Source organism: Cryobacterium sp. TMT1-66-1 (genome assembly GCF_004403435.1).
In the GTDB taxonomy this organism is placed as follows: domain Bacteria; phylum Actinomycetota; class Actinomycetes; order Actinomycetales; family Microbacteriaceae; genus Cryobacterium; species Cryobacterium flavum.
This window is the reverse complement of sequence record NZ_SOGP01000008.1, coordinates 55,724-82,088: the sequence shown is the minus strand read 5'-3', so window position 1 is coordinate 82,088 and position 26,365 is coordinate 55,724. Positions and strand designations below refer to the sequence as shown.

Genomic DNA, 26,365 nt, shown 5'->3' with positions numbered 1-26,365 from the left:
ACGCGTAAATTGACCGTAGGAGCACATGCGTCGCGCACGTCCGAGGTGATCGACGTCGTGGGATGCATCTGATCACTTCAAGGATGATCGAGCCGAGGGTGGCTCCGAGGGTGGCTCCGAGGGGAAATTGCGAGAGGGCGGAGACCTGGCCGAATCGTTGAAGCGCGATGCCGAACCAAGGGTTCTGTGGAGCGTGGGTAACGCGGTAAAGAGCGAAATAGTCGGCCTGAGCGTTAGTCGCCATGAGCACCTTCTGAAGACCGAAGATGATGTGAGGATCACGCTAGCCGACCCCCTTGTTCCGAATCCATGTGCGAAGTGCACGAGTACAAAACCAATTTCAGTAGACTGCACATCGAGTAAACATGCCGAGAACGCAATGCGCCCACGCAGGGGTATTGATGTGAACGCCGCGCTGCACGAGCCGCTCGTTAAGAATGCGGTTGACGGAGCAAACTAGTTGGGGATCTCGGATCATCATGCCGAGGATGAGGCGTGATCTCGAGAATTTGGAAAGCTCGGCATGACTAAACGTAGTGATGGTGGGGCATCTTTTGAGGACCCCCCCCGTCGCGCCAATGCCTTCCCTTCAGCGCCAAGGATCGGCAGCATGGCACTTAACGTCGGCCAATGGCGAAGCGATGGCCGAGCGCCTGGGCGACGGGCAAGCGGTGCTTTTGGAAAAGGGCGCGACTGCGCTCGAGGTCGCACATTATCTGCGTGACCGACGTGGCCTCCCGTTGATCAGCAACGGTATAAGCAAAACCGGCCCTGAATTTTTTTCAAGAATGTATGGCTCGAATTAGCCGCCACACCTACCGCTGCCCTCATTGCCTAACAAATTCCGGACACGCGCGACCATTACTTGGACCATTTGTGCTCGGTGAGCGCCCTTCCCTGCGGGGGTGATCGCCTTCGCTGAACACTAGGGGGTGGTGAATCTTTCGAGTCGAGCCACTTCATGGCGCCAGGTGACCTCCAGATTGAATCCTGCGCCGAGGTCGGGCAACTCCGCCATATCTTCATCGGCAAGGTCCCGCAAGGTACCTCCGGCTGAAACAACTTGCAGTGAGAGTCCCGCGATCGCGTCGAGACTGATTGCTTGGAGTACCGCCTGCTCGACCGTCGGTGCTGCGCTCGTGATCCCATGTGCCCTCAGAACGACGACGGGACGATCCTTCATTGCAGTGACCATCTCTGCGGCGAGAGACTGGTTCCGCACCAGCACGCCGCGAGGGTAGACGGGCACTCCGCCTGCGGCGATCTTGGTCCCGGGTATGTCAAAAGCGCCGACAATCGGGCGAATCTCGATCCCGGCGAGATCTGCGGCCACAATGCGAGGTGGGTGGGCGTGAACCACCGCTGCAACGTCGTTCCGCATCTGCAGTACTTCTACGTGCAACGGGAGCTCGTTCGGAACCTTCCACTCATCGAGTTCACCAGGAGCTCCTTCGGTGCCATCGAATCGCACGAGCCGGATGTCCTCTGCCACCGTATATTCGAGACCTCGTTCACGAGGCCCCCTGCAACGAACAAGGAGACATCCGTCGCCTGCACGCAGGCTGATGTGCCCGAGGATTCCGTCAGCGAGGCCTCGACTGGCCAATATCCGACATGCTTGCGCGATGAGCGCACGCTCTTCTCTGAACGAGTTGTTCGTCATGCTCTCTTCCTTCACCGCCATTGAACTAGGCATCACTGCGGAGGCGCACCCCGTGATGTGGCGACGCGCCAGGCGGCCTAGCTCGTTGCACTCGGCGGCATTCCCCTGAGCATAGTGCGCCTCGTTAGGTCTCATGGTTGAGGTCGTCGGCTGTGGTGTGGGGCCGTAGCGCCCGATGTGCACGTTCCGCCGGATGCCATCGTCCGGCTTGCTTGACAGGTCAATGGTTTGAGGTACATTGGTTAGACCATTAGTTATTTGAAGGAGCTTCGAGTGCCCAAAGTTGTGTACGTGAGGAGCGGTTCTGACGCATGCGTGGTCGATGCTCAGGTTGGCGACACGGTCATGGCGGTCGCCGTGCGCTCTGGTGTTCCCGGCATCATCGGCGAGTGTGGAGGGCAGTTGTCCTGTGCCACGTGCCACGTGTGGGTAAGCGACGAATTCCGCGATCGAGTCGGTGGTCCTGGTGAGATGGAAGCCGATCTTCTGGACCTCGGCGTGTCCGATTTTACGGACGCCAGTCGTCTTGGCTGCCAGATCACCATTACAGACGAACTTGATGGCCTCGTGGTTGAGCCGCGCCCTGAAGCGTGGCATTGAGAAGACAGGAATAGAAATGTTGCGTCCCGATATCAACGAACTGCTCACGCAGACAGGTCCGGGCACTCCCTCGGGGGAGCTCTTCCGGCGATACTGGCAGCCTGTTCTGCATATGGACGAACTTCCCGAGGACGGGTGCCCTCCCGTCCGGGTGAAGATCCTTTCGGAGCGCCTAATCGCCGTCCGCACGCCGGAAGGTGAGTACGGGTTGATGGACGAATTCTGCGCGCACCGAGGTGTGTCGATGTTCTTCGGGCGTGTTGAGAACGGTGGCATCCGCTGCCCTTACCACGGGTGGAAATATAACGCTGACGGTCAGGCCATTGACGTTCCCAGCGAGCTCAATAACTCAGAGTTCTGCAAAAACGTGAAGCTTCGCTCATATCCACTAGTCAAGGTGGGCGACCTTCTGTGGACCTACCTTGGGGATCCGGCCAAGCAGCCGCAGCTGCCTGCGTGGGAGTTCGCGACGGTGCCGTCGGGGCAGACTTTCACGTCGAAACGACTTCAAGAGAGCAACTGGCTCCAGGCGCTCGAAGGTGGGATCGACTCCAGCCACGTGACGTGGCTGCACGGTGGCGGACCTACGGGTGCCGGTCTGGAAGCCGACCCGCTGTTTGCTGGCTCGAAGGGCAATGACTACAACAAGGGGGACTTGAAGCCCTCCTTTGAGGTCGTCGAGAACGAGGGCGGTCTGCTGATCGGTGCTCGTCGTAACGCTGAAACAGGGCACTATTACTGGCGGGTGACCCCTTGGGTCCTGCCCAATTTCTCTATGGTTCCGCCTCGCGGCGACCACCCAGTTCACGGTCATTTTTGGGTGCCGATCGATGACGAGAACTGCTGGACTTGGAGTTTTGACTATCACCCAACTCGCGACCTGACTGAAGCGGAGATCTCGGCGATGAAGGCCGGAGCGGGCGTGCACAGCAAGAACATCCCGGGAACGTATCAGCCCGAGGCGAACAAGGACAACGACTACCTAATCAATCGTGAGAAACAGAAGTCGGGAGAGTTGCTCTCGGGGGTAGCAGGCATCGCGATCCAGGATTCTTCTCTGCAAGAAAGTATGGGGCCGATAGTTGACCGCACAAAGGAACGACTAGTTGCGACCGACGCTGGCATCATTAAGGCTCGCCAGAAGTTGCGCCGCGCGGTCGAAGCGCTCCGTGACAACGGCACCGAGCCCGTCGGCAACCTTCCCGAGCAACAGGCGATACGCTCGGTTGCCATAGTGCTTCCGGCGGACCAGTCGTTTGTCGAGGGCATTGGAGATGGGTTCGAGGCACGCGAGGGCGTATCTCAGACCACAGTATGAATATGGGCATTCCAATCTCAGTAAGCGCCTGCGCGCGCGCGGCCACGGCAGAAGAGGCCGCATATCGGATCGACTATCCGCTGGCCTACGCCCGTTCCACGAAAGTCGTCGCCTTCGATGAGTCCGCGGAACGGGCGGTACGGGCAGTGTCTGGCAGTCCGTGGGGGCAGGCGCAGTTCTACACGGCTTCCGAGTACGGTGAAGAACTAATCACCCTGACGGGCGCGCGGCGCCCCATGGAAATAGAGATCGAGCATTCCGACTCCGTGATCATGGTGGCGACGAATTCAATCAATCCTGTTGCGGTTGGCGCAGTGGGCGCGATCTGTCGTCAGCGCTCGATTATGACCGCAGGTCTTCTGATGTTGGACGAGGGCCCATTGGAGGGCGGCACGTTGGCCGTGATTCGTCCCTACGCACGCATCCTCCTCGTTCCGGCGGACGAGGACGACCTCTTTGAGTTGCTGAAGGCCATTAGAGCATGACCACTATTCCTCAGGTTCAGGCGATGAAGCAGGCTGGAAAAAAGTCCGTCTGCTTCGTGGCCTGGGACTATCACATGGCGCGAATCGCCGATCGCGTCGGCGCCGACATCGTGTCGATAGGCGACACTGTGGGCGTCAACCTGTGGGGCCAGCCGAACCCGCTAGAGATCGCTTTTGACGAGGTGCTGGTCGTCGCAAAGGCGGTGCGCCGTGGCGTTACTGATGCGTTGGTGAGCTGCGACTTCCCCTATGGCCCGCTCCAATCCGGACATGCGCTCCCAGCCGCGATACGTCTCGTAAAAGAGGCGGGAATCGATCTTGTCAAGCTCGACGGTGCGGCTGACTTCCCTGAGGAGGTCGAAAAGCTGACGCGCGCGGGGATTCCCGTCTTTGCGCAGTTCGGCATCACCCCGCAGACGTCGTTAAAATACGGGATCGACTATTCGTCTGCTCACTCCGTGCAGGTCCCGGACGAGATGACGGACGAACTCATCGCGGAGGCTAAACGGCTGGAGGCCGCGGGCGCAGTGCTTCTGAACTTCACTAATTCTGGGCCGATCGTCGGACCGGCTGTCGTTGAAGCGGTGTCGATCCCGGTATTAGGTGGGTTCGGAGGCGGGCCGTGGCTGGATGGCAGGATCCGAATGGTGACGGCCGCGCTCGGATATGACGAGAAATGGGTTGATATCGAGCCGGACACGTACGCGAATGTGGCTCGTGTCGCGTATGACGGTCTTGCTGCGTGCGCAGAGGATATTCGCGCAGCGCGCCAGATCCGCGGCGGTATCCAGGTCCCTCGGCGAGCTGATGCGACGGAGAACGACAGTAATGCCCGTACTTGATATCGACGGTATTCGCACGCGGTATGAGATTGTCGGCGATGGACCACCCATCCTCATGTTCAGTCCAGGTGGCTTCGACTCGAGCCTCGATAACTGGACGACGTTCGGGCGCTATAAAGATCTCGGATTTATCGATGCTCTGTCACAGGAATACACCTGTGTAGTGTTTGACCGACGCGAGTCCGGGCAGTCAGGGGGGCGCCTGGAGCGACTGGCGTGGCCGAAATACATCGATCAGGCAATTGGCCTTATGGACAAGCTCGGCCTCGGCGCCGTGCATACGATGGGCGGATGTGTCGGCTGCTCGTCTGCAGCGCTGCTGGCCGTCGCGCGGCCTGAGCGCGTGCGCAGCATGGTCCTTTTTTCGCCAGCGGGTGGCGTTACATATCGAACGGCGCAACAGAGACGCTTCACGGAACACCTGGGGTTCGCGCTGGAGCATGGCCTGGAAGCGATCGTCACGCTCGCGCGATCGACGACGGTAGGGTTCAGTAAGGACCCCCGCGTCGGGCCGTGGGCCCCGGCGCTGCGCACGGATGACCGGTTTGCTGAAGGCTACGCCGCGATCAGCCTCGAACGGTACGCGACGATCGTTTCGGGGTCCGCACGGATGCTATTCGACCGCGACACGGTACCGGGGCCCGAGCCCGAGGATCTCCAACTGCTTGACGTTCCAGCCCTCATCGTGCCGGGAGAAGATGCCTCGCACACTCGCTCGGCGGCACGCTACCTTCAGGAGTGCTTGCCGCAGGCTGAGTACTGGGACGTCCCAGTCGCCCAGCAAACGCCCGTAGCGTCGAGTGCCCGTGTGCTCGAGTTTCTATCGCGTCATTGAGGTGATTGACTGGGTGATCTCACGCTCCGCCGAGACCCTCCTCAAGGAGTGTGATCTGGGCAAGACGCTCCTCATGGACACCGCCCTTGAAGGGTGTGGAGAGCCAGCGGTCGAGAAGAGCGCAAGCCGTCTCATCGTCGACGACCTTCGTTCCGATCACCATGACGTTAGCGTCATTGTTGCCGCGCGAAATATCGACCGCGAACTCGGAATACGCTAACCCCGCGCGAATCCGCCGTACCTTGTTGCAGGCGATGACTTCGCCCTGGCCGCTTCCCCCGACGATAATCCCGAGGTCGGCATCGCCTTGGGCTACGAGCTTGCTCACTGCGCCGCACAGCGGCGGGTAGTCGATATTGCCGCCGCCGCGCGGGGCTAAATCTATAACCTCGTGTCCGCGCGCGCTGAGCATAGCCACGATACGGTCGATGAGCTTCGTGCCGTGATGGTCTCCAGCGATGGCGATGCGCGCGAGAGTTGCCATCAGCCCTGAAGCTCCAAAGTGCCTGCAGCAAAGATGCTCTCAAGGGCTGGGCGCGTGCGGATGATACGTTGAGCCATCGCATTGTCGATTAGATCATTCAGCGTAGCCCGGTTGCTTTCGAGGCCGTAGGGGAGCGGGTCTGCTCCCGTGATCTCCATGACGCGCGACAGGATCTGATCCTGTCGGCTGTCATCAGGGGTGCAGCGCAGCCGTTCGACGTAGCGGCGTTTCGACTCGGTGAAATCCTTGAAGAGCATCGGCGCCAGATCAGGGTGCTGTGAAAGGATTTCATCGCGAACAACGACGAGGTGATTGATAGGGAAGACGCCGCGTTGCCGGAGCACGTCGGCCGCAACGTCGTCGGGACGCGCGATCAGCGGGACCACATCGGGATGCGTGAGACTGGCGCCCACAACCGCGTCGAGTTCGCCGGCGAGGAGCATTTTCTCGAGCACCGCGCCCTCGGGCGCGGCGATTACATTCGCCGGACGCGAGTAGGACGAGACATGCTCATCACCGGTGCACACCCACGTCACCGAATCGAGGTCGAGACCGGCCGCAGCCAAGGCAACGCGGCCCCAGACGCCGGTCGTTACGGTGTAGCCGCGATTGATGCCAATGCGTCCACCGGCGAGGTCTGCCACTGAGCGGGTGCTGTCTTCTCGCCGCACCTGGGTGGCACCATGGTGAAAGTCGCGCACGAGAAAGATGGGCAGTGCTGTAAAGCCGACGCCGTGCTCTTTTGCGGTGAGATATGTCGTGAGAGCCATTTCGGCGATGTCGAACTCGAGGGTTCGCACCATTTTCCGGAATCCTTTAACGAGGACGGGTTCATTGGCAAACGTCAAGGTGAGTCCGGGCGACAAGGCCTCGCCGTCGAACAGAGCGCGGTTAGCACCCTGCGGGCGCATGAGTATCGAAAATGGCATGAGGCCTCCGTGGCGATGGAAAATCTACTATTTTGAATGGTAGCGTGGACTGACCATTACACCAATCACTAGCCCAAGGATGAGCAAATGACTGACTCAGTGCTCGCAGCTGTACGTACAGCGCCGGAAGTCACCGAAATGCGTGAGTTTCCGATGCCCCACATCGACGCGGACTCGGCGCTCTTGAAGGTCGAGGTAGCAGGCATCTGTGGCACTGACGCCAAGCTGTATTTCTCGCCGCCCGAAACTCCCTCCACCCGAGGCCCCGTCATCATGGGCCATGAAAACGTCGGCGTGGTAGTAAAGGCCGGTGCCCGCTTCAAGCTCAGGCACGGCGTCGATGAAGGAGATCGTGTCTTTCTTGAGCACTACGTTGCTTGCTACAACTGCGCGTGGTGTCGCATCGGTGAATACCGACACTGCGAGGCGACGGATTGGCGGACGAATCCCGATGCGCGGCGATTTGGATATACCACCAGCGACATGCCGGGCCGGCTCTGGGGAGGGTTCTCCGAGCACATGTACTTACCGTGGAACTCGGTGCTCCACAAGATCCCTGAGACGATGTCGCCGGAGTTGGCCGGCCTTGTTATGCCCTTGTCGAATGGTGTTGAATGGGCGCTGCTTACGGCGGGCATAGGTTACAACAACACCGTGCTCATTCAAGGGCCGGGTCAACAGGGTCTGTCCCAGCTCGTCGCCGCAAAACAAGCCGGGGCGTCCACGATCATCATGACGGGCACCACTCGCGATAGGGAACGGTTCAACTTAGCCCTCGAGTTGGGTGCGGATGCCGTCATCGATGTCCTGACCGAGGACCCGCGGGAGAGGGTCATGGAGCTGACCGATGGGCGCGGTGTCGAATACGTGCTCGACTGCACATCGCGCGCCGGCACAGCACCCCTCCTGCTCGGAGTTGACGTGCTCATGCGGCGCGAAGGCACGCTGCTCGTGCAGGGTGAGCTGAGCGCATTCCCCGATTTCCCACTGAAGAAGGTCACGGAGAAGTCCATCACGATCAAGTCCGCGCGTGGGCATTCCTACCGCGCGTGCGAACTTGCCATCGCGCAGATAGCCTCGAGTCGATTCCCACTCGAGAAGCTTGCGACGCACCGGTACGGGATCGACCAGGTTGATCACGCGATCCGGGTTCTGGCTGGCCAGACCGACGAAGATGCGATCCACATCTCGATGATGCCAAACATGATCGGGCAGGCGGGCGGCCGAACGCGTCTGGAGGCGGCGGTCTGATGGGCGGCGTTGTTGTGACCGGCACCCCTCGAACGCCCCTCAGTCTCATCGATATACTCGCCGAATATGGCGTGGCCACGGTCCATGAAGCGCAAGGCCGAACCGGACTGCTGGCTTCCGGGATTACACCAATTCAGCGAGGCACGCGCGTGTCAGGGACCGCCGTGACGGTGACTGTCGCTCCCGGTGACAACACCACGATTGCGGTCGCCGTCGAACAATGCCAGGAGGGCGACCTGCTGGTTGTCGCACCGACAGCGCCGTGCGACATGGGCTATTTTGGCGATCTACTCGCCGCCTCTTTGAAAGCCCGAGGTGTCCGCGGTCTTGTCATCGACGCTGGAGTGCGTGACGTCGCCGACCTGCGGAAGATGGGCTTTCCAGTGTGGTCGCGTCATGTTTCGGCGGAAGGAACGACTAAAGGCAACCTTGGCGACGTCAACGTTCCGATCTCGATTGCCGGTCAGATTGTGCGTCCCGGTGACGCGGTGCTCGCCGACGATGATGGTGTCGTGATTGTGTCGCGGGCGACGGTCGCCGAGGTGGTCGTCGCCGCGCAGCGGCGCGAAGAAAAGGAAGCCCTCTCCCGAGGTCGATATCTGACGGGCGAGATCGCGCTCGACGTGAACAATATGCGACCGCTAATCGAGAGCTCGGGAGTCCGATATGTCGATTACCAGACGTGGAAGGAAGAGTGGACTTCGTGATAATCGACATCCACGGTCACTACACAACCGAACCGCGTCAGCTCCATCAGTTCAGAGCCGCTCAGCTTCGTGGGGAGGCGCCGAGCGCCGCAGCTCTCAGCTCGGAGGTATCGGATGATGAAGTGCGCGAAAGTATCGAAGGCAACCAGCTCCGGGTTCTGCGTGAACGAGGCGGCGACCTCATGCTTTTCTCGCCGCGAGCGTCGGGTATGGCACATCATGAGCCAGATGCCAGCATCGCGAATTCGTGGGCGCAGGCGTCTAACGACATGGTTCACCGCGTCAGTAACTTGTTTCCTGAGCAATTCGTTCCTGTCGCACAGCTCCCGCAGACGCCGGCGGGCAATCTCGATGGCGTGCTCGCCGAGCTGCGTCGCTCGGTGGAGGATCTCGGCTTCGTCGGTGCGAATCTCAACCCGGATCCATCCGGGACCTGGGCGGGGCTACCGCTGACGGATCCGTCCTGGTTTCCGATCTTTGAGGCTGCCGAAGACTTGAACGTGCCCCTCATGGCGCACGTCTCGACGGCCTCGAACCCGAACTTCCACACGCTCGGCTCGCACTATCTCAATGCAGACACGAATGTCTTCATGCAGTTGCTTCCCTCGGACCTGTTCAGGCGCTTTCCCGGATTGCGACTCGTCATCCCTCACGGCGGCGGCGCAGTTCCCTATCACTGGGGCCGATACCGGGGGCTTGCCATGCGCAACGACTGGCAGGATCCTTCCGAACTTCTGCGCAACGTGTACTTCGACACGGCGGTATATCACCAGCCGGGGTTCAATCTCCTCGTCGACGTGATCCCGGCGTCAAACGTACTTTTCGCTTCGGAAATGTTGGGCGCCGTGCGTGGAGCCGATCCTGAAACCGGGACTGAATGGGACGACACCCTCACGTATCTTCGTGCGTCTGAGCAGTCGCAGGACGACTGGGACGCGATCACGCACGAGAACGCACTGCGCGTGTATCCGCGGCTTGCGGCAAGGCTGGCAGGTGGCGACCTATGAGCCGCCTGCGGATGACGTTCGCGTGCGGCGACTACGACCGCACTCGAGGTGTCGAAGACGGGAGCGTGGCCGTTGACGGCGTCGACGTTACCTACCTGCGTTTGCCCGTGGAGGAGACCTTCTTTCGCATGGCGAGGCACCGCGAGTTCGACGCTGCCGAGATGTCGCTGTCGACGTATGTCTCGACTCTCAGAGCGCTCGATGCGGGCCAGGAACCGCCTTTTGTCGCGCTCCCGATCTACACATCGCGCCAGTTTCGACACGGCGGAATTTTCATCAATCTTGATGCGGGAATCGAGACGCCATCCGATCTGCGCGGCAAGCGGATCGGTATGCCCGAGGTTCAGCTGACAGCCTGCGTTTGGCAGCGAGGAATCCTCGCCGATCATCACGATCTTCCACTCGATGCCTCGACATTCTTCACTGGGGGTCAGGAGAAGTCCGGGCGGATCGAGAAGGGTGCTGTTGATGTGCCGTTCGATGTACGACCCATTCCCTCAGGGCGCACGCTTTCCGAGATGCTGGCCGTCGGCGACTTGGACGCGATTTTTGCGCCGCGGATTCCGAGCACCTTTGGAGCGCCCGGTGGACGCGTTGCCCGGCTGTTCCCTGACACGAAGGCGGCAGAGAAATCGTATTTTCAAGCCACGGGTAACTTTCCGATCATGCACGTGGTCGTGCTTCGTCGGGAGTTTTATGAACGTCACCGCTGGGTAGCGCAGTCGCTAACAAAAGCGCTGATCACCGCTAAGGCGCAGGCTGCAGCGCGGATCTACGACGCGTCGGCACTGCAGATCATGGAGCCGTGGCTGATGTTCCACCTCGAGGAGGCGCGTGCGTTGTTGGGTGAGGATTATTGGTCGTATGGCCTCGGATCCGCAGACAGGAATGTCCTTGCGACGTTCCTCCGGTACCACCACGAGCAGGGGCTCTCACGTGTGCGTCGAGAGCCGGAGGAACTCTTCGCGCCAGAGTCATTGGAGTCTTTCGTGATCTGATTGTCAGCCTGATCGCCCCCGGCCGTGGGGTTGTTGCGCTATTGCATGCATGTATTCAGTCGTCAGCCCCGGGCTTAGCGGCGCACAGCGCAATCCCACAGTCCTTCTCGTGGACGCTTCCAAATCGCGCCTTCAAATACTCCGGTAACCGGCCCGGCGGTAGGTCGTCGTCACCCCCGACGGGCAGGATCAGCAGCATCGTCGGGAGTGTCGAAGTTCCAGCGGATGGCGACCGCTGGCATAACTCGTTCTTACATGTGCGTCTTCAGCGAAATGTCGACGTCGCCCGCAGCGTCCGGTGGAATGTTTCCACCGTTCTCGAGGATGCGCCTCGCCGCCATGTAGTCGCTAGGCGCGTTAACTGATTCGATAGCCACGAGCTGACCGTTGCGGTAATAAAGCGCAGAAAAGCGCTCCGTATCGGGATTACCGCGGATGATCACCTCGTCGTAGCTCATCGCGAGGCCGGCCATTTGGAGCTTCAGGTCGGCCTGATCGGACCAGAACCACGGCACTGTCAGTTTTCTCTGCTCGTGACCCATGAGCGCGGCTGCTGCAGCCTTGGCCTGTGCAATAGCGTTGGGTACTGATTCGAGACGAACGGTGCCGTGGATTGGATGGGTGCTCACCGCACAGTCGCCAGCCGCGACGATGCCGGGTATGCGAGTGCGACCATAAGGATCGACCTCGATTCCTCGATCGTTGGCCAGCCCCATGGATGCGGCCAGCGATGTGTGGGGGACGAGGCCGATCCCGACGACGACAATGTCAGCGTCGATGATGCGCCCGTCAGCCAGCTCGACGCTGTTGACGCGGTCGGTCCCGCGGAAGCCCGAGACGGCGGTGCACAGCTCGATACGCGTGCCCCTACGTCTGTGAGCTTCCGCGTAAAAATGGGACATCTCAGGTGCAATGGCGCGCGCCATAAGCCGATCCTGTGCCTCCAGGACAACGACCTCTTTCCCACTTGCAGTTGCAGTGGCCGCGATCTCGAGCCCAATGAAACCGCCACCGACAATCACCACCCGGGTGGCATTCTCAAGATCCATCCTGAGTGCAATAGCGTCGTCGAGGGTTCGGAGATAGTGGATCCCGTCAAGTTCTGCGCCGGGCGTGAGCATGCGGCGGGGGGTGCCGCCAACAGTGAGGGCGAGTCGCTCAAACGCAAGAGTCCGACCTGTCCTGGTCACCGCTTTTCCGGACCCGGTGGTGGCGCTGTCCAGTGCAATCGACTCGACCCATTCACCGCAGACGATAGTTATGTCGTTGGTGGCGAAAAAGTCCGCACCACGGAGTGTGAGATCGTCCTCCGCGGCCTTGCCTTTAAGAAATGCCTTCGATAGTGGTGGGCGCTGATATGGTGGTCGACTCTCGCCGCCGACAATGGTGATCGGCGCGGTGTCGCCCAACATGCGCAGGCTCGCTGCAAGCTGGAGGCCGGCTTGGCCGGCACCGACGATCAGGGTGCCGGCAGAACTGTGCGTCGTTGCAATGCAATCCATGCTCCTCCTTCATAAGGGTAGGACCATTAGACCACACTTCGACCTGTTCGTGTTTATCCCTGCGAGCGGGCGACTCGTTGCGCCGTTCTCTCAAGGTGTTGGGCGAGGATCGCTCGTGCGCGGGGGAGATCCTTGGCTTCGATGGCGTCGACAATTTCGCCGTGCTCTTCTACGCCCTTAAATCCCATCAGTGGGGCGACTGTCTTTGCCTCTTGCAGGGACGAGAGCAGAGGGCCGTGGAAGCTATGCATCAGAGCTTCGATGGCTGGGTTGTGTGTGCACGCAGCGAGTCGCACATGGAAAGCAGCCGACATGTCGGTGGAGTAAACCCCGTCGGCCTTCGCGGTTAGGGCATCGACCACAAGCGTGCGCAGCTCAGCGATATCTTCCCGAGATGCTCGCTCGAGGACAAGGGGTAGAATCCCGAGTTCGAAGATCTGCCGCGCCTCCGTCACTGCGAGGGCCGTGATGGGTGACAGGGTCAGGAGCTGGGCAAGGTTCTCGCCTACTAGCTCCGGTGACGGAGCGGTCAGGAACGAGCCGCCTCGGGCTCCCAAGCGCACCTGGATCAAGCCGGTTGCCTCCAGCCCGCGGAGCGCTTCCCGTACGGTAACCCGACTGACCCCAAGTTGAAGGCAGAGGGCGCGTTCATTCGGCAGGCGGTCGCCAGGTTTCAGGCTTCCGTCGCGAATCAGCTGTTTGATCTGATCGACGATAACGTGGGACGTGCGGTCTACATTCACGCGATTAAACAGCGATTCGGACGTGGCTTTTTCGTCGGTGCCAGACATTGGCGTGTCCTGTCGTTCGAGTGGTAGGGATCGGTTGCGAACGCTCGGACGACGGATTCGGTGCCGTTGCCTTGCATCCATTGGGTGAAGCTCCGATGAACACTCTCACGATACCGCCTTTGTCGACTTAGGTTCATTGGTGCTATGGTCTATCCATTCGGCAGAATGAGTTGGGGCACACCGATGTGTCTCTGGTGAGGCCACCACGCGTGGTTTCCTGCGAATCACGATGATGTGGGGTAGACGTCCGATGGTGTCTGGTATTCAAGGGTCGGTCGCGAAAGCGCTTCACCCAGCAGCCGCGAGGAATGTGACCATTCAACCTGGCGCACTCCGTAGGTGGGTAGGCTCCCCGCGTGATTGACGCGATCACGAGCGGGCTCGGACAGGTACTTCAGTGGGAGACTCTGGGGCTCATGCTCTGTGGAATTTTCATTGGCTTCCTGGTGGGGATTCTGCCGGGACTCGGTGGCGCAGTTGCGATTGCTCTCCTGCTTCCGTTCACATTCGCCATGGAGCCGGTTCAAGGAATCGTGTTCCTCCTGAGCATGTGGATCGTGACAAGCACCGCTGGCGACATCACATCGGTTCTGTTCGGTATTCCGGGCGAAGCCACTTCGGCGGCCGCGGTTCTCGACGGTTACCCGATGACCAAGAAGGGGCAGGGTGGCCGCGCTCTGGGGATCGTCCTCACTAGCTCCGCTATCGGGCTCGTCTTCGGGGCGGTCGTCTTGGGCGTCTTCATTACGGTAATTCGGCCGCTCGTGCTGTTGCTCGGAGCGCCTGAGTTTTTCATGCTCGTGCTCCTTGGACTTGCATTCGTCGTAACACTCGCGGGAAAGAGTCCCGCGAAGGGCCTGGCCATGGTCGCGTTGGGCCTCCTCACGTCCTTTATCGGAAGCGACCCGACCGCAGGCATACCCCGATTCACTTTCGGCGAAATGTATCTCTGGAGCGGCATCGCACTGATACCCGTCGTCGTCGGGCTGTTCGGGGGAGCGGAAGTGCTGCAGCTGATGCTGACTCGCTCTTCCATCGCAAGTGCACCGCTGGGCGACGCGAAGCTATCGGGAACGATGCGAGGCGTAGCGGATGCGTTGCGTCATTGGTCCGTAGCGGTCCGTTCATCGACCATCGGTGTTGTCATAGGAATGCTCCCGGGTCTGGGTGGCACCGTTGCGCAGTGGATCGCATATGGGCAGGCACGTCAAACGTCCAAGGACCCTGACCAATTCGGCAAGGGGGCGATCGACGGGCTCGTCGCAGCTGGGGCGACGAACAACGCGAAAGATGCGGGCTCACTTATCCCAACGATTGCCTTCGGCATTCCCGGAGGCGCGGCTACGGCTGTTTTGCTCGGCGGATTCCTTGTTCTCGGGATCACACCGGGAAAGGAGATGCTGACCTCTCAGCTCGACATAACCTTCTCGATGGTGTGGACGGTCGTTATTGCTGGAGTTGCCGGAGTTATCCTCGCGTTCGCACTCGTGCGTCCGCTCGCTTCGCTAACTCGGATAAGTGGTCCTGTCCTTACGCCGATCCTGTTCATGTTCCTAGTGATCGGCGCCTACACAGCCAGCAACAGCTGGGGAGACATTATCGTCATGATCGGCGCATCGGTGCTTGGCGTCATCTGCCTTCGCTGGGATTGGCCACGAGTGCCTTTCCTGCTTGCGCTCGTGCTCGGCAAGCTCCTAGAGGGGTATCTGAACCTCTCGGTATCTTTGTTCGGTCCGTCTTGGGTCGCCCGGCCTGGCGTACTAATCGTCGGATTGATCATCATCGCGACGCTTTTCTTCAGCATCCGCTCGGTGCTTCGCGACCACCGGAAACGCCTCGCTAATGAGCCAGTCGAGGGACCGCATACCCAGGTGATTCGCACGGTAAGGGGAAAGAAATGAGTGTCAAGTCGGCAAAGCGGTCCGCAAAGCCAGATCTCGTCATCTCGTTCGTGCTGCTCGTAGTCTGCACAGGAGCACTGCTGTGGAGCTTTACCTATCCGACGGCCGTCTCGATGTTGCTTCCCCGGCTTGCGGCAGGACTTGGACTCCTGTGTGCGGCGTGGATGATCGTCGGCAAATGGAGCGCGTTGTCACAGGAACGCATCCGGTTACTTTCAGGACCCCTCGAAGGTGAGGACGTGCTCGGGGCGCAATCGGCCGCGTCCCAGGACGATGGAAAGGAACAGGATCCGAACGATCCGGAGTACATCCTTTCGCACGCTTCGCGACGCGCTTGGTTGACCGCACTCGGTTTCATTTCTGCGTTCTTCCTCGTCCTCTACCTTTGTGGCATTTTCGTCGCAGCTGCGGCGCTGTCGCTCTCATACCTGACGGCCATCGGCAAGAAATCGTGGCGCTTCTCCTCCATATATACGGTGGTCCTGACGGGGCTTCTGTGGCTGCTGATGCGCCAAGTCACATACATTCCCAGCCCCGTTGGAATTCTCTTTTCCGGCGGCTAGGTCCTGCCCTCCCACCCATTCATAAATGTTAGAAAAAGGTTGATTCATGCTCAAAAACAAATCCCCACTGACTCACCTCGCGCTGGGTGCATTAACGGTCAGTGCTCTGGCGCTCACTGGGTGCACAGCGGCCGATCCGGCCGAGGTATCTTCTAGCACCGGTGCAGAAGCCGACTGCTCGGTTTTCAATGGGAAAACAATCGAACTTGCAATCCCCTATAACGCGGGTGGCGGCTATGACATTCTTGCTCGCGTTATCGTCCCCGGGCTTGAGAATGCGCTTGGCGCTACAGTCATCCCTGTCAATAAGCCCGGTGCGGGTGGCCTCCTCGCCATCAATCAGCTCACGGCAGCAACTCCCGACGGTACAAGCATCGCCATCGTCAATGGAACGGGCGCTGCTGCCGCGATCCTCGCAGACGCCGAAGGCCCCGAGTTCGATTTCGATGGTCTCAGTTACATTGGCCGGGTTGCGGTCGATGACTTGATCGTCACTACCAACGCCACCGGCGAGTACCAAACGTGGGACGACGTGTTGAACAGTGAAGGGTTCCGGTTCGGTTCCACCGGCCGTGGATCCTCCGATTACATCGTCGCAAGCGCACTGATTGAAGCTTTCGACCTAAAGGGTGCCGAGGTTATTGTCGGGTTCAACAGCCAAGCGGAGACCGATCTTGCCCTCATCCAAGGCAGTGTTGACGCGATCGCAGGCCCCCTGGACAGCCGCCGTGTGAGCATTCTGAGTGGCGAGTCAACGCCAGTCCTGTCGTTCGCCGAGGAAGCGCCGGCTGACGCGGCTGACGCAACTGTGTTTGGCGATCTTGAATTGTCATCGGATGCGGAAAGTATCATCGACGGAATCACGCTTCTCACCGAGTTCGGTCGCCCGCTCGTTGGTCCCGCAGGAATGGAAGCGGGAACGCTGGGCTGCCTTCAGGATGCCCTCGGCGTTGCCATGGAAGATCCCGAGGTCCTCGAACAGGCTGAGAAGTTGCAGCGCGAGTTGTCCTACCTTCCTGGTGACGTGATTCTGGAGGATGTTGTGGGCGAGTTTGGCACACTCTCAGACGGCTTCATCGACGTCCTCAAAGCCTCGTACTAACCGTGAGCGGGGCCCTTTGCGGTGCGATTGATCGCCAAGGGTCCCTCCTGGTCTTGTGTGGGAGGAGATCGTGAATCTGAATGTGGGTATTGCTGCCAGTGGATGACGCCGCAGCCCCGACACCGAAGATGCAAGACGTTCTTGCACAGTCGACAATCTTCCTTTTCTCTGTAGCGCTCGGGATGGCGACGCTCGTTATCCCGCTGGTAGCTACAGCCGCTGGTTATCCCCTGGGCGCCATAGGGCTCCTCATCGGACTGTCGGCCATCACGCAGATCATTGCGAGGGCTGGCATGGGGGCGCTGATGGACCGCTTTTCAACACGGACATTCATTCTGCTTGCTCTCATCCTGCTGGCCGCCTCATGTGGGGTCCTTGGCGTGAGTGATGATCTCTGGGCATTCGTCGTCTCGCAACTCCTCCAAGGTGCCGCTCGCGCCTACTTCTTCACCGGCGCACAGACGCACGTCGTGCGTTCGACGCGGCCGGCCGTTTCTTCTCTCGCGCTCATGAACGTGACGAACGGCATCGGTTTGCTGGTCGGCCCCCTACTCGCCGGATTCATCGGTGCATCGTCCCTGACCCTCACGCTCTTCATCGCCGGAGGCATGTCAGCCGCTGCTATCCCAGCATGCGCATGCCTAGTGCGATACGAGCCGTTTACGAGGACCCCTTCGGCGCCCGGCGTCGTCTCAGTTGCGATATGGCGGCGTCCCGGCGTGCTGACTGCGGCATGGATGAGCGCGGCGGCTGGGTCATGGCGAGGCATCATGAACTCATACTTGCCGCTTCTCTTGTCGGAAGCAGGTCACGCACTACCAGTCGTGGGTGCGATGACGACGTTGGCGAACTTTGCGGCTTTGGCTGGTTCTGTCTTGGCGCGGGGAGCCCGGCGGGCAGGTATGAGACGTGCGAGCGTCTTGGGTACCGTGTTGGCCCTCGGAGGCATCGCTGCCATGGTCCTTCTGCTGCCCAACTTGGTATTGGCGGGCGCATTCCTCTTCATCTCGGGGGTAGGCTCAGGAATCCTGCAGACTCTTGGCCCGGCTTTGGCGGCAGAGGCAGTCGGCCCGGAAGAGCGTGGTCGCTCCATCGCCTCGATCGGTACGTTCCGTGCTTTCTCTTTGCTCGTCACACCCATGAGCATCGGGGCACTAATTTTCGTACTTCCCTCCGCCGCAGTTGCGACCGCGATCGTTGCTATCGCTGTCGGCATCCCTGTGATGGTGTTGCGGACCCGTCCTCCCCGTGGCATGAATGACTAAACCTTCTTGGCACCTGTCTCCCTCAAATCTGCTTCTGCAATGTACTGAACTGGAGTCCTGGCCGACGCATTGAGTGCGAGCATCTGCGTGCCGGTTCTGTGGGCTCCGTCGAATTCATTCAAGCCGGCACATTCGCGGCTCAAGAAGAATCAATGAAGTGTCGTCATGATGGTCATAGATGGATGAGCGGACACCCGTGCTCGCCGTTTCTGATCTCCGCGGTTGGAACCAATTAGTCACGCGCGAGAGCTACTTGATCCGAGCCTCGGAAACGCTTACAGCACCACTATCGCTCTGACCAGAAACGAACCATAAACCCCTAAATCTGACCAGATTCAGGCTGTATCTCTCCGTACAGCGCGTACACTAAAGCTCATGAGAACCGCGGAATTCCGCGGAAGTCTGCCCCATATGCAGGTGCGCACCACCACCCCGACGCCTATCATTTGTTCTTGGTTCGAGTCCAGGCATCCCAGCTTTAGATAAAAACCTCCGGTCAATTGGGGGTTTTTAGTAGTTGCGGGCGCGATGTAGTCATGTCCGAATCCCGCTAGGTTAGCCCAGGCTCGTGAGCCCGTGGCGCCCCTTTCGTGCCGGTTGTCGGGGGAGTTCCGAATCTGTGCGACTTCGAAGTCTTGATGAAGATGACTCGGAATGTGATGTTCTTGGTTCGAGTCTCCGAGTATTAGTCGTTCAGCGGCCGCGATATTCGTGACGTGTTGGGCCGAAAGGGGGCATGCTGCCCGCTGGACGCCCACTCGGACGGGGACACACACGTCCGTCGGCGATGCCCTAGTCTTTGCCCATGCCCCGATCGCCTCGCGCTCCAATCGCCGCTCTGACAGCTGCTGCGGCCCTGTCTTCGATGCTTCTGCTCACCGCCTGCAGCTCGGGCTCGTACCCCTATGACGAGCCCAACGCGGCTGAACTGTTGACCGAAGAGTCATCGCCGGTCGATCCTGCCACCGCCTGCGCGGCGCTCGTCGCGGCACCGGCCGGTCTGGCTCAGCGGAAGGCCGTAGAGCTCGGCTGCGTCGAGGACCGCAACGGAAACTGGGTTTACCAGGCAAATCCGGCTCTTGGCGCTCCAGCCCCGCTCCCATTTGCCGCGGCCGCGGAAGAGCAGCCTGGCGGCGGGATCCCCTGGAACCAGGCTGTGGACTACGCCGGTTCGACGCAGCGCGTCTGCGGGCCACTCGCCGGCGGCGGCAACTCGGAAGACGACGTGTTCCTCAACCTCGGTCGCGACTACCCCGACCCGGAACGTTTTCAGATCGTGGTTTGGGACGTCGGCGACCTCGAGCCGATTGACGGCGGCGTGACCCTGTGCACCTCGGGCCAAATCACACTGTACGAAGGTGTCGCTCAGATTGAGCTGACCGACCCGAGCCTCATCGAGATCTACAACTAGCTCGCATCGACCTGAAAGACTGTCCTGCGGAAAATACTGGGTACCCACGTTGATTTCTGTCCATCCGCGGTATCGCGAGGCGACGCATCCGTTGGATGATACGGATGGCCCCCTCAAAAGGAAAAGAATCCATGACAACAATCGAGCTGCTCTACATTGCAGGCTGTCCGAACTCGGTACAGGCCCTCATCCGCCTGCAGCGCGCCGTCGACAACACGATGCACTCGAACACAGTGATCACATCCACACTGATCGATTCCGCCGAGACAGCCGGGCAAGTCTTATTTGCTGGGTCGCCAACGATCCTCGTCGACGGTGTTGATCTCTTCCCGTCGGATGGCCGCACCAGCGATCTCGCCTGCCGGATTTATGTAACGCCGAACGGAATGGCCGGAGCTCCCACCCAAGAACAGATTGAGGCAGCGCTCGCGGCTCATGGATAATACCCCAGAACTCACCTGTTCCTGCTGCGGTCGCAGCTATCCGCGCCGCAGGCTGCACGCCCTCAGCGACAATGCCTACATCTGCCGCCGATGTGGACTGTGGGTCGCGCTCCGCCTCCGGGCCGATCCAATCGGGCACGATCAGCACTAATTGACACTGTGTTGGCAGGACCGTGGTGATTGGTCAGCCCCTGCTGTAATGTCAGTGGATGCTGACTATTGCCTCGCGAGTTGACGTGATGAACCGGTTGGGTCGAGCGATGGCCGATCCCACCAGGTCTCGAATCCTGCTCTCCTTGCTCGAACGCCCGGGATTTCCAGGTGCGTTGGCGCGCGAGCTGCAGTTGTCGCGGTCGAACGTATCCAACCACCTGGCGTGCCTCAGAGGCTGCGGAATCGTGGCCGTCGTTCCGGAGGGACGCTCGACTCGCTATGAGATCGCGGATCCTCACGTGACCAGGGCGCTAATCGCCCTGATGGATGTGGTGCTCGCTATCGATGACGGTGTCGGCTGCGTCGATGAGGACTGCGACGTACCGCTGTGCTGCGGGAACGACGCATGAGCCTCTCCAGCAATGACCGAGTTGTTGCGATCCAGCCTGACCGAACGCAGGTTCTCCGCCGCCGGATTCGGTGGATCGTCGCGGCGACCATTGGCTACAACGTCATCGAAGCCATCATTGCGATCGCGGCCGGCAGCGTGGCATCGTCAGCCGCCCTCATCGGGTTTGGCCTGGACTCCATCGTGGAGGTCCTTTCCGCTGCCGCTGTCGCCTGGCAGTTCGCAGCGCCTGATCCGGAGAAGCGAGAAAAGACCGCGCTGCGAGTCATCGCGTGGGCGTTCTTCGCTCTCGCCGCGTATGTGATCGTCGATGCCGGCCTGTCCCTCTTCGGCGTTCGCGAAGCGGAGCACAGCACGGTCGGCATTGTGCTGGCAGCGGTCAGCCTACTGGTGATGCCCTTTCTGAGCTTCGCCGAGCGTCGCGCCGGCCATGAGTTGGGCTCTGCTTCGGCGGTCGCTGACTCGAAACAAACCCTGATCTGCTCCTATCTTTCCGCAGCCCTGCTGGTCGGGCTACTTTTGAACACGCTTCTTGGTTGGGCGTGGGCGGACTCGGTTGCAGCCCTCGTGATCGTGGTCTTCGCGGTTAGGGAAGGCCTCGAGGCCTGGCGTGGCGACGCCTGCAAAGTGCCCGTGGCTGCGCTCACCGGGGAACGCGACGTCGAGCACGAAAACTGCTGCTGAAGCTACTCGCGCGCTCTGACAGAGCGTCGCAACGAGGCTCTGATTGGTCCTGTCGCGACTGGTGCGCCATGATCGATGTGGGCTCTGACGAGTGTGCGACTCGCGCTTCGGCTCGATCACGGTAGATGTCATGGAAATTTCACAAGCACAGGCCGATGTTCGACGAATCTATCGTGCCGGCTTCCCTGGACCATTGGTGTCCGCGGTGTTCACTTGGGGCTCCGTTGCTGGCGGTATGGCTGCGCTCTTCATCGTTGGCGGGCACTACCTCGTCTTCATGTTGCTTTATGGCATGCGGTTGTTCGCAGTTTTGGCGGGGTGCTGATTCTGCTGGGAGTGAGCGGGCTGCTTGTAATTCCGCAGCTGGGAGAGATAAGCGGATCGCTGAGCACAGCCGTCTTCCTGATCTTTGCGGTGGTCCTCTCTCGCGCTCACAACCACGCAACCGCAAACGTCGCGTAACAGGTCGAGTAGGGGGCACCAGATGGCGGCTTGCCCCCTTGTTCGGCCGCAGCGAGAAGCGTGCCGTAAATGAAAGTGAAAGCAATTCTTGCGGTAGTTTGCGAGGGCGTAGGGTGTGCTCGTGACCATATCGCGGGCTTCGGCCAAAAGCGTCAAAGCGTGGCTATTGCAAGACACCGGTGACCGTCAGGGATCGCGGGTGGGACCGCACGCGGCCACGGCCGAAAAGACGCAGTCCTGGTGGCGTGTGATGTGCCTGACCGGTGTCGACTATTTCTCGACGCTGGGCTATCAGCCAGCGATCGCGGCACTCGCTGCGGGGCTGTTGTCGCCGATCGCGACCATCGTGCTGGTCGCCCTGACTCTGCTCGGTGCCCTGCCGGTGTATCGGCGGGTGGCTGAAGAGAGTTTTCGGGGATCCGGTTCCATCCATATGTTGGAGAAGCTGTTGCCGTGGTGGTCGGGCAAGCTCTTCGTGCTGGTTCTGCTCGGGTTCGCGGCAACGGACTTCATGATCACGATTACCTTGTCGGCAGCGGATGCCACGGCTCACGCAGTCGAGAATCCGTTCACGCCAACCTGGTTTCACGGTCAGGAAGTACCGATCACGTTGTTCATCATCGCCCTGCTTGGAATTGTCTTCCTTCGCGGCTTTCGGGAAGCAATCAGCATCGCCGTGGTTCTTGTTGCGGTCTACCTCATTCTCAACCTGATCGTAATCATGGTTGCGATTGAGCACGTGGCGACGAATAGCGTGGTCATCACGGATTGGTGGGCGGCGCTCACCGTGCAGCACGGTAATCCGCTCGTCATGGTGGGGATCGCACTGCTCGTGTTTCCCAAGTTGGCCTTGGGCCTGTCCGGCTTCGAGACCGGTGTGGCCGTGATGCCGCAGGTTACGGGAAGCCCGACCGACAGCGACGACAATCCCGTCGGCCGGATTCGCGGCACGAAACGGCTGCTCACCACAGCGGCACTGATCATGAGCGGTTTCCTGATCACGTCGAGCCTGGTCACCACGTTTCTGATCCCGCAGGCCGCCTTCCAGCCCGGCGGCCCCGCCAACGGTCGCGCCCTGGCCTACCTCGCCCACGAATACCTCGGTAACGCATTCGGCACCGTCTACGACATCAGCACCATCTGCATCCTCTGGTTTGCTGGGGCATCCGCTATGGCCGGTCTGCTTAACCTCGTACCTCGGTACTTGCCGCGGTACGGCATGGCACCGCAATGGGCCCGGGCCGTGCGCCCGCTCGTACTGGTTTTCATCGGGATCGCCTTCGTGATCACGATTGCTTTCCAGGCCAGCGTCGACGCCCAGGGCGGTGCCTACGCAACGGGCGTGCTCGTGCTGATGACGTCGGCATCCGTCGCGGTCACCCTGTCCGCCCGCAAAAGACGGCAACGCTGGCCGACCATTGGTTTCGGCATCATCGCCGCGATCATGGCGTACACGACCATCGCGAACATCGTCGAACGCCCCGACGGCGTGCGCATCGCCGCCCTGTTCATCGTGGGCATCATGGTGACTTCCCTCGTCTCGCGCGTGCGTCGGTCGTTCCAACTCAGGGCGACGTCGATCACTTTGGATTCCTCGGCCCTCGATTTCGTCACGGGCGACGCCGAGGACTACGACGTCGTGCGAATCATCTCCCACGAGCCCGACGAAGACACCGAAACCGAGTACCGTGATAAGAGCCGCGACGAACGCCGATTCGGCAATATACCGACCGGCTCACCGATCATCTTTCTCGAAGTGCTCCCCTCAGACTCGTCGGACTTTGAGGAAGATCTCGTCGTGAGCGGCGTGGCCAAACACGGCTACCGGGTTCTCCAGGTGACCAGCGGCAATGTGCCGAACACGATTGCGGCCGTGCTTCTGGAGATTCGTGACCAGACCGGCATCATCCCGGAAATCTATTTTGAGTGGACCCAGAACAACCCCATCTCGAATATGTTCAAGTTCCTCGTCACCGGCCAGGGCGAGATCGCACCGGTGACCCGCGAAGTGTTGCGTGAGTCGGAGCCGAACGCCAAACGGCGCCCGCACGTGCACGTGAGCTGAGGCACCGGCTGCAGAAGCGCCTCGATCAGATCTGGCTGCGGTAGCTCTCCGCGGTGGCGATGAGTGCCTCGTTCCACGGCGTGGCGGCGACACCGAGTTCACGCTCGGTCTCGGTCGCATCAATCACGAACGGCACCACGAACTGGTAACTCGACGCCCACACTTCGTGCATCATCGGATTGGCCACCCCGAGGGACCGCAGCAACAGCTGCGGATAGCCGGTGACTTTTCCCCGTGTGCCGTAGTGCGCATTGAGTTGCCCAACGATGTCGACGCGGCTGACGGTACCGCTCGGAACGTGCCAGATTCGGCCCCAGTCGCCGGTTTAGTCTGTCGCGGCGATGAGCGTGGTCACGATGTCGGGCAGGTAGTTCCAGCTGTGCGCGAGGTGCGGCTTACCCACGACATGAGCCGTCTTTGAGCGAAGAACAGCGGTGAAAAACGCTTCGCCCAGGTGCGCGGTGCCGGTGGCCCCAGGCCCGAAGTAGTCACTGGCCCGCACCTCAACAGCACGAATGTGGCCGGCGTCATGCGCGGCGCGCAACTTTGCCCAACCCGCGCGGCGAATGAGTCCCTTGGCTTCGGTGGTCGTTTCGCTCGAGTGTTCGGTCATGGCGCCGGTCGGTGAACCATAGGAATACAGGTTACCCATCACGACGATCCTGGCACCGGTAGCGGATGCGGCGGCGATCACCGCCTCGTAGATGGGCGGCCATTGTGCAGCCCAATCGGTATAGGGCGGATTCGTGCAGAGAAAGATGGTGGAAGCATTCGCTGCGGCGTGCGTAAAAGCTGCCGGATCACTCGCATCCAGTACCAGAGCGGTCGCGCCTGCGGCGGCCGAGCCCGAGCGGGTGGCAATGGTCACGGTGTCGCCGCGCGCTGCGAGGCGTCCGGCCAGGGGGCGGCCGATGAGGCCGGCTCCAACAACAAGGTGCTTGCTCATGGGATCCATTCAGTTCGGTGGTCGCGTCGTGCGATTAACGCCGAGTCTGACAGACGGAATATGCCGGTGCACCAGAAACGCTTGATCAACCCCCTCCCGTGCGGGCGTATTCCGGCGCGATGTCACCCGCGCGGCGCGTAATGCTGCAGCGTCACCGACCGGGTTATGACGGCCCGCATCGCCTCGAGGCTGCCCGAGATGAGCCGCCCGGTGCGCGCCTGCACGAGCACGTTTCCGAAGGCGGTTGCCTCGACCGGACCAGCGATCACGGGCAGTCCACTGCGGTCGGCGGTCAACTGGCACAGGAGGGCGTTTTGCGATCCGCCGCCAACGATGTGGATGGCCCTCACGGTCTTGCCCGACAGCTCCGAAGCGGTGCGAACGGTGTGTGCAAACGCCTCGGCCAGGCTCTCGCTAATTGCGCGCGTGACCTCCGCCAGAGTGTGCGGCACAGGCTGATTGGCCTCGAGGCAGCACTGCGCAATGCGCGCGGGCATGTCGCCAGGCGTGAGCAGGCGCGGATCGTTGGCATCGAACACCGAACCGCGCGGTAGGGCAGCGGCCTCACGGATGAGTGCAGGAAGGTCGATCTGAAGTCCCGCCCGCTCCCACGTGCGGATGCTCTCCGACTGCAGCCAGAGTCCCGTGATGTTCTGCAGAAAGCGGATGCGACCGTCAAGTCCGCTCTCGTTAGTGAAATTGGCGACGCGGGCCGCCTCGCTGAGCACGGGCACTTCCAGTTCGACCCCAGCGAGCGCCCAAGTACCGCACGAGACGTAAGCGAATTCATCGCCCCGGGCAGGCACTCCGACCACGGCTGAGGCCGTGTCGTGCGACCCCACGGTGACAACGGGGATCTGCCTGCCAACCTCGGCTTGCACGGTCGGCAGCAGTGGGCCGAGCGTCGTTCCAGGTTCGACCAACTGCGGGAACAGGCTCGCTGTGAAGCCGAGGCTGTTCGCCAGCTTGGTCGACCAACGTCGCGTGTGTATGTCCAGCAAACCCGTCGTCGAGGCGTTGGTGTGCTCGGCGACAGGCACGCCAGTCAGCCAGTACCCCATGAGATCGGGTATCAACAGGGCTGTATCGCCAGCTTGCACCCGTCCGGCAAGCCGGTCGGCGGTGAACTGATAGACGGTGTTTATCGGCATGAACTGCATACCGCTGGCGGCATACAGCTCCTTCTGCGAGACGAGCTCATGGGTCGCCCGCACGCCCTCGAGTGTGCGCTCGTCGCGGTGCGAGTAGGGATTGCCGAGCAGCGCACCGCCACGCAACAACCCATAGTCGAGCCCCCAGGCATCAATTCCGATGCTGCGCAGATCAGGCTCCTCAATCACTGCTTTGCGGAGGCCGATCAGGGCTGAACGAAACAGTTCGAGCACGTTCCAGTGCAGCCCGTCTGTTGTTCCTTCCCAGCAGCGCACGGGGTTGTTCAAGAATCGCTCGACTACGTCTAGGCGCACAGTGTCAGCGTCGAAGTGACCGACCACGACACGTCCACTGGTCGCGCCGAGATCGATTGCGGCGACAGCTGCGCGGGTCATCG

28 protein-coding genes and 1 pseudogene are annotated in these 26,365 nt (G+C 60.8%); 20 read left to right on the top strand and 9 right to left on the bottom strand.

Going from position 1 to position 26,365, the window contains the following annotated elements; all coding sequences use genetic code 11:
• Window positions 1-61: 61 nt before the first annotated feature.
• Window positions 62-244: pseudogene (locus tag E3T29_RS20120) on the bottom strand (cytosine permease); the annotation flags it as partial.
• Window positions 245-578: 334 nt separating this feature from the next.
• Here E3T29_RS20120 and E3T29_RS05505 point away from each other — a divergent pair.
• Window positions 579-806, top strand: a complete 228-nt coding sequence (locus tag E3T29_RS05505; RefSeq protein WP_134344576.1) for a hypothetical protein — start codon at window positions 579-581, stop codon at window positions 804-806.
• 119 nt (window positions 807-925) lie between these two features.
• On the opposite strand, the gene E3T29_RS05500 is transcribed toward E3T29_RS05505, so the two are convergent.
• Window positions 926-1,684 (bottom strand): class II aldolase/adducin family protein, encoded by a 759-nt coding sequence (locus E3T29_RS05500; protein WP_241987657.1) that lies wholly within the window; start codon window positions 1,682-1,684, stop codon window positions 926-928.
• A gap of 252 nt (window positions 1,685-1,936) precedes the next feature.
• Here E3T29_RS05500 and E3T29_RS05495 point away from each other — a divergent pair, with 252 nt between their 5' ends.
• From E3T29_RS05495 to E3T29_RS05475, 5 genes are read left to right on the top strand one after another with little or no spacing between them, the layout of a single operon-like run.
• Window positions 1,937-2,263 carry a 2Fe-2S iron-sulfur cluster-binding protein gene (locus tag E3T29_RS05495; protein WP_134344575.1) on the top strand — a complete coding sequence of 109 codons (327 nt, stop codon included), beginning with the start codon at window positions 1,937-1,939 and terminating at the stop codon, window positions 2,261-2,263.
• A 16-nt stretch (window positions 2,264-2,279) separates the two neighbouring features.
• Window positions 2,280-3,581 (top strand): aromatic ring-hydroxylating dioxygenase subunit alpha, encoded by a 1,302-nt coding sequence (locus E3T29_RS05490; protein ID WP_134344574.1) that lies wholly within the window; start codon window positions 2,280-2,282, stop codon window positions 3,579-3,581.
• Between the two features lie 2 nt (window positions 3,582-3,583).
• Window positions 3,584-4,066 (top strand): 3-methyl-2-oxobutanoate hydroxymethyltransferase, encoded by a 483-nt coding sequence (locus E3T29_RS05485; protein ID WP_134344573.1) that lies wholly within the window; start codon window positions 3,584-3,586, stop codon window positions 4,064-4,066.
• Window positions 4,063-4,908, top strand: a complete 846-nt coding sequence (locus E3T29_RS05480; RefSeq protein ID WP_134344572.1) for a 3-methyl-2-oxobutanoate hydroxymethyltransferase — start codon at window positions 4,063-4,065, stop codon at window positions 4,906-4,908. Before E3T29_RS05485 ends, E3T29_RS05480 begins: the two co-directional genes overlap by 4 nt.
• Window positions 4,895-5,743 carry an alpha/beta fold hydrolase gene (locus tag E3T29_RS05475; RefSeq protein ID WP_134344571.1) on the top strand — a complete coding sequence of 283 codons (849 nt, stop codon included), beginning with the start codon at window positions 4,895-4,897 and terminating at the stop codon, window positions 5,741-5,743. Before E3T29_RS05480 ends, E3T29_RS05475 begins: the two co-directional genes overlap by 14 nt.
• 19 nt (window positions 5,744-5,762) lie before the next feature.
• On the opposite strand, the gene E3T29_RS05470 is transcribed toward E3T29_RS05475, so the two are convergent.
• Together E3T29_RS05470 and E3T29_RS05465 are read right to left on the bottom strand one after the other, a co-directional pair.
• Entirely contained in the window at window positions 5,763-6,227 is a 465-nt protein-coding gene (locus E3T29_RS05470) for an RpiB/LacA/LacB family sugar-phosphate isomerase (protein ID WP_134344570.1), read from the bottom strand.
• Entirely contained in the window at window positions 6,227-7,075 is an 849-nt protein-coding gene (locus tag E3T29_RS05465; protein ID WP_198417715.1) for a hypothetical protein, read from the bottom strand. The genes E3T29_RS05470 and E3T29_RS05465 overlap by 1 nt, the downstream gene beginning before the upstream one ends.
• A gap of 168 nt (window positions 7,076-7,243) precedes the next feature.
• On the opposite strand from E3T29_RS05465, the gene E3T29_RS05460 reads away from it, so the two are divergent.
• The 4 genes from E3T29_RS05460 to E3T29_RS05445 are packed head-to-tail and all read left to right on the top strand — an operon-like array spanning window position 7,244 to window position 11,119.
• Complete coding sequence (locus E3T29_RS05460) at window positions 7,244-8,407, top strand: zinc-binding dehydrogenase (RefSeq protein ID WP_134344568.1); 1,164 nt, start codon at window positions 7,244-7,246, stop codon at window positions 8,405-8,407.
• Window positions 8,407-9,114, top strand: a complete 708-nt coding sequence (locus tag E3T29_RS05455; RefSeq protein ID WP_134344567.1) for a 4-carboxy-4-hydroxy-2-oxoadipate aldolase/oxaloacetate decarboxylase — start codon at window positions 8,407-8,409, stop codon at window positions 9,112-9,114. Before E3T29_RS05460 ends, E3T29_RS05455 begins: the two co-directional genes overlap by 1 nt.
• A complete protein-coding gene (locus E3T29_RS05450; protein WP_241987656.1) occupies window positions 9,102-10,121 on the top strand; it encodes an amidohydrolase family protein in 1,020 nt (339 codons plus the stop codon). The genes E3T29_RS05455 and E3T29_RS05450 overlap by 13 nt, the downstream gene beginning before the upstream one ends.
• Window positions 10,118-11,119, top strand: a complete 1,002-nt coding sequence (locus E3T29_RS05445; RefSeq protein WP_134344566.1) for an ABC transporter substrate-binding protein — start codon at window positions 10,118-10,120, stop codon at window positions 11,117-11,119. The genes E3T29_RS05450 and E3T29_RS05445 overlap by 4 nt, the downstream gene beginning before the upstream one ends.
• Window positions 11,120-11,370: 251 nt before the next feature.
• Here E3T29_RS05445 and E3T29_RS05440 read toward each other — a convergent pair whose 3' ends face one another.
• The gene (locus tag E3T29_RS05440) at window positions 11,371-12,621 is read right to left on the bottom strand and encodes an NAD(P)/FAD-dependent oxidoreductase (protein WP_134344565.1); all 1,251 of its coding nucleotides are present in this window, start codon (window positions 12,619-12,621) and stop codon (window positions 11,371-11,373) included.
• Window positions 12,622-12,674: 53 nt separating this feature from the next.
• Window positions 12,675-13,412 (bottom strand): FadR/GntR family transcriptional regulator, encoded by a 738-nt coding sequence (locus E3T29_RS05435; RefSeq protein ID WP_134344564.1) that lies wholly within the window; start codon window positions 13,410-13,412, stop codon window positions 12,675-12,677.
• Window positions 13,413-13,768: 356 nt separating this feature from the next.
• Between E3T29_RS05435 and E3T29_RS05430 the strand changes: the two genes are divergently transcribed.
• From E3T29_RS05430 to E3T29_RS05385, 10 genes are all read left to right on the top strand, one after another.
• Window positions 13,769-15,313: a tripartite tricarboxylate transporter permease gene (locus E3T29_RS05430; protein WP_134344563.1), complete on the top strand. Its 1,545-nt coding sequence runs from the start codon at window positions 13,769-13,771 to the stop codon at window positions 15,311-15,313.
• Complete coding sequence (locus E3T29_RS05425; RefSeq protein WP_134344562.1) at window positions 15,310-15,876, top strand: tripartite tricarboxylate transporter TctB family protein; 567 nt, start codon at window positions 15,310-15,312, stop codon at window positions 15,874-15,876. Before E3T29_RS05430 ends, E3T29_RS05425 begins: the two co-directional genes overlap by 4 nt.
• A 46-nt stretch (window positions 15,877-15,922) precedes the next feature.
• Entirely contained in the window at window positions 15,923-16,978 is a 1,056-nt protein-coding gene (locus E3T29_RS05420) for a tripartite tricarboxylate transporter substrate binding protein (RefSeq protein WP_134344561.1), read from the top strand.
• A gap of 128 nt (window positions 16,979-17,106) precedes the next feature.
• Window positions 17,107-18,243: an MFS transporter gene (locus tag E3T29_RS05415; protein ID WP_166792330.1), complete on the top strand. Its 1,137-nt coding sequence runs from the start codon at window positions 17,107-17,109 to the stop codon at window positions 18,241-18,243.
• 805 nt (window positions 18,244-19,048) lie between these two features.
• Window positions 19,049-19,654 carry a hypothetical protein gene (locus E3T29_RS05410; RefSeq protein WP_134344559.1) on the top strand — a complete coding sequence of 202 codons (606 nt, stop codon included), beginning with the start codon at window positions 19,049-19,051 and terminating at the stop codon, window positions 19,652-19,654.
• A 131-nt stretch (window positions 19,655-19,785) separates the two neighbouring features.
• Window positions 19,786-20,097, top strand: a complete 312-nt coding sequence (locus E3T29_RS05405; protein ID WP_134344558.1) for a thioredoxin family protein — start codon at window positions 19,786-19,788, stop codon at window positions 20,095-20,097.
• Window positions 20,098-20,306: 209 nt separating this feature from the next.
• A complete protein-coding gene (locus E3T29_RS05400; protein ID WP_134344557.1) occupies window positions 20,307-20,660 on the top strand; it encodes a helix-turn-helix transcriptional regulator in 354 nt (117 codons plus the stop codon).
• Complete coding sequence (locus tag E3T29_RS05395; protein WP_134344556.1) at window positions 20,657-21,343, top strand: cation transporter; 687 nt, start codon at window positions 20,657-20,659, stop codon at window positions 21,341-21,343. The genes E3T29_RS05400 and E3T29_RS05395 overlap by 4 nt, the downstream gene beginning before the upstream one ends.
• A 130-nt stretch (window positions 21,344-21,473) precedes the next feature.
• Entirely contained in the window at window positions 21,474-21,668 is a 195-nt protein-coding gene (locus E3T29_RS05390) for a hypothetical protein (RefSeq protein ID WP_134344555.1), read from the top strand.
• A 387-nt stretch (window positions 21,669-22,055) separates the two neighbouring features.
• Window positions 22,056-23,870, top strand: a complete 1,815-nt coding sequence (locus tag E3T29_RS05385; protein ID WP_241987668.1) for an amino acid transporter — start codon at window positions 22,056-22,058, stop codon at window positions 23,868-23,870.
• A gap of 25 nt (window positions 23,871-23,895) precedes the next feature.
• Here E3T29_RS05385 and E3T29_RS19570 read toward each other — a convergent pair whose 3' ends face one another.
• From E3T29_RS19570 to E3T29_RS05375, 3 genes are all read right to left on the bottom strand, one after another.
• Window positions 23,896-24,045, bottom strand: coding sequence for a hypothetical protein (locus tag E3T29_RS19570; protein WP_166792329.1), 150 nt, complete (start codon window positions 24,043-24,045; stop codon window positions 23,896-23,898).
• Between the two features lie 150 nt (window positions 24,046-24,195).
• Window positions 24,196-24,816 (bottom strand): NAD-dependent epimerase/dehydratase family protein, encoded by a 621-nt coding sequence (locus E3T29_RS05380; protein WP_166792328.1) that lies wholly within the window; start codon window positions 24,814-24,816, stop codon window positions 24,196-24,198.
• 122 nt (window positions 24,817-24,938) lie between these two features.
• Complete coding sequence (locus E3T29_RS05375) at window positions 24,939-26,363, bottom strand: rhamnulokinase family protein (protein WP_134344552.1); 1,425 nt, start codon at window positions 26,361-26,363, stop codon at window positions 24,939-24,941.
• Window positions 26,364-26,365: the final 2 nt, after the last annotated feature.

Bases quoted from the DNA above. Each gene is read 5' to 3' on its own strand.
- E3T29_RS05470 (WP_134344570.1), bottom strand. From the start codon at position 6,227: ATGGCAACTCTCGCGCGCATCGCCATCGCTGGAGACCATCACGGCACG.
- E3T29_RS05505 (WP_134344576.1), top strand. From the start codon at position 579: ATGCCTTCCCTTCAGCGCCAAGGATCGGCAGCATGGCACTTAACGTCG.
- E3T29_RS05480 (WP_134344572.1), top strand. From the start codon at position 4,063: ATGACCACTATTCCTCAGGTTCAGGCGATGAAGCAGGCTGGAAAAAAG.
- E3T29_RS05380 (WP_166792328.1), bottom strand. From the start codon at position 24,816: ATGAGCAAGCACCTTGTTGTTGGAGCCGGCCTCATCGGCCGCCCCCTG.
- E3T29_RS05475 (WP_134344571.1), top strand. From the start codon at position 4,895: ATGCCCGTACTTGATATCGACGGTATTCGCACGCGGTATGAGATTGTC.
- E3T29_RS19570 (WP_166792329.1), bottom strand. From the start codon at position 24,045: ATGATGCACGAAGTGTGGGCGTCGAGTTACCAGTTCGTGGTGCCGTTC.
- E3T29_RS05415 (WP_166792330.1), top strand. From the start codon at position 17,107: ATGCAAGACGTTCTTGCACAGTCGACAATCTTCCTTTTCTCTGTAGCG.
- E3T29_RS05395 (WP_134344556.1), top strand. From the start codon at position 20,657: ATGAGCCTCTCCAGCAATGACCGAGTTGTTGCGATCCAGCCTGACCGA.
- E3T29_RS05445 (WP_134344566.1), top strand. From the start codon at position 10,118: ATGAGCCGCCTGCGGATGACGTTCGCGTGCGGCGACTACGACCGCACT.
- E3T29_RS05420 (WP_134344561.1), top strand. From the start codon at position 15,923: ATGCTCAAAAACAAATCCCCACTGACTCACCTCGCGCTGGGTGCATTA.
- E3T29_RS05435 (WP_134344564.1), bottom strand. From the start codon at position 13,412: ATGTCTGGCACCGACGAAAAAGCCACGTCCGAATCGCTGTTTAATCGC.
- E3T29_RS05410 (WP_134344559.1), top strand. From the start codon at position 19,049: ATGCCCCGATCGCCTCGCGCTCCAATCGCCGCTCTGACAGCTGCTGCG.
- E3T29_RS05485 (WP_134344573.1), top strand. From the start codon at position 3,584: ATGGGCATTCCAATCTCAGTAAGCGCCTGCGCGCGCGCGGCCACGGCA.
- E3T29_RS05500 (WP_241987657.1), bottom strand. From the start codon at position 1,684: ATGGCGGTGAAGGAAGAGAGCATGACGAACAACTCGTTCAGAGAAGAG.
- E3T29_RS05425 (WP_134344562.1), top strand. From the start codon at position 15,310: ATGAGTGTCAAGTCGGCAAAGCGGTCCGCAAAGCCAGATCTCGTCATC.
- E3T29_RS05385 (WP_241987668.1), top strand. From the start codon at position 22,056: ATGTGCCTGACCGGTGTCGACTATTTCTCGACGCTGGGCTATCAGCCA.
- E3T29_RS05440 (WP_134344565.1), bottom strand. From the start codon at position 12,621: ATGGATTGCATTGCAACGACGCACAGTTCTGCCGGCACCCTGATCGTC.
- E3T29_RS05455 (WP_134344567.1), top strand. From the start codon at position 8,407: ATGGGCGGCGTTGTTGTGACCGGCACCCCTCGAACGCCCCTCAGTCTC.
- E3T29_RS05490 (WP_134344574.1), top strand. From the start codon at position 2,280: ATGTTGCGTCCCGATATCAACGAACTGCTCACGCAGACAGGTCCGGGC.
- E3T29_RS05405 (WP_134344558.1), top strand. From the start codon at position 19,786: ATGACAACAATCGAGCTGCTCTACATTGCAGGCTGTCCGAACTCGGTA.
- E3T29_RS05400 (WP_134344557.1), top strand. From the start codon at position 20,307: ATGCTGACTATTGCCTCGCGAGTTGACGTGATGAACCGGTTGGGTCGA.
- E3T29_RS05375 (WP_134344552.1), bottom strand. From the start codon at position 26,363: ATGACCCGCGCAGCTGTCGCCGCAATCGATCTCGGCGCGACCAGTGGA.
- E3T29_RS05390 (WP_134344555.1), top strand. From the start codon at position 21,474: ATGGAAATTTCACAAGCACAGGCCGATGTTCGACGAATCTATCGTGCC.
- E3T29_RS05460 (WP_134344568.1), top strand. From the start codon at position 7,244: ATGACTGACTCAGTGCTCGCAGCTGTACGTACAGCGCCGGAAGTCACC.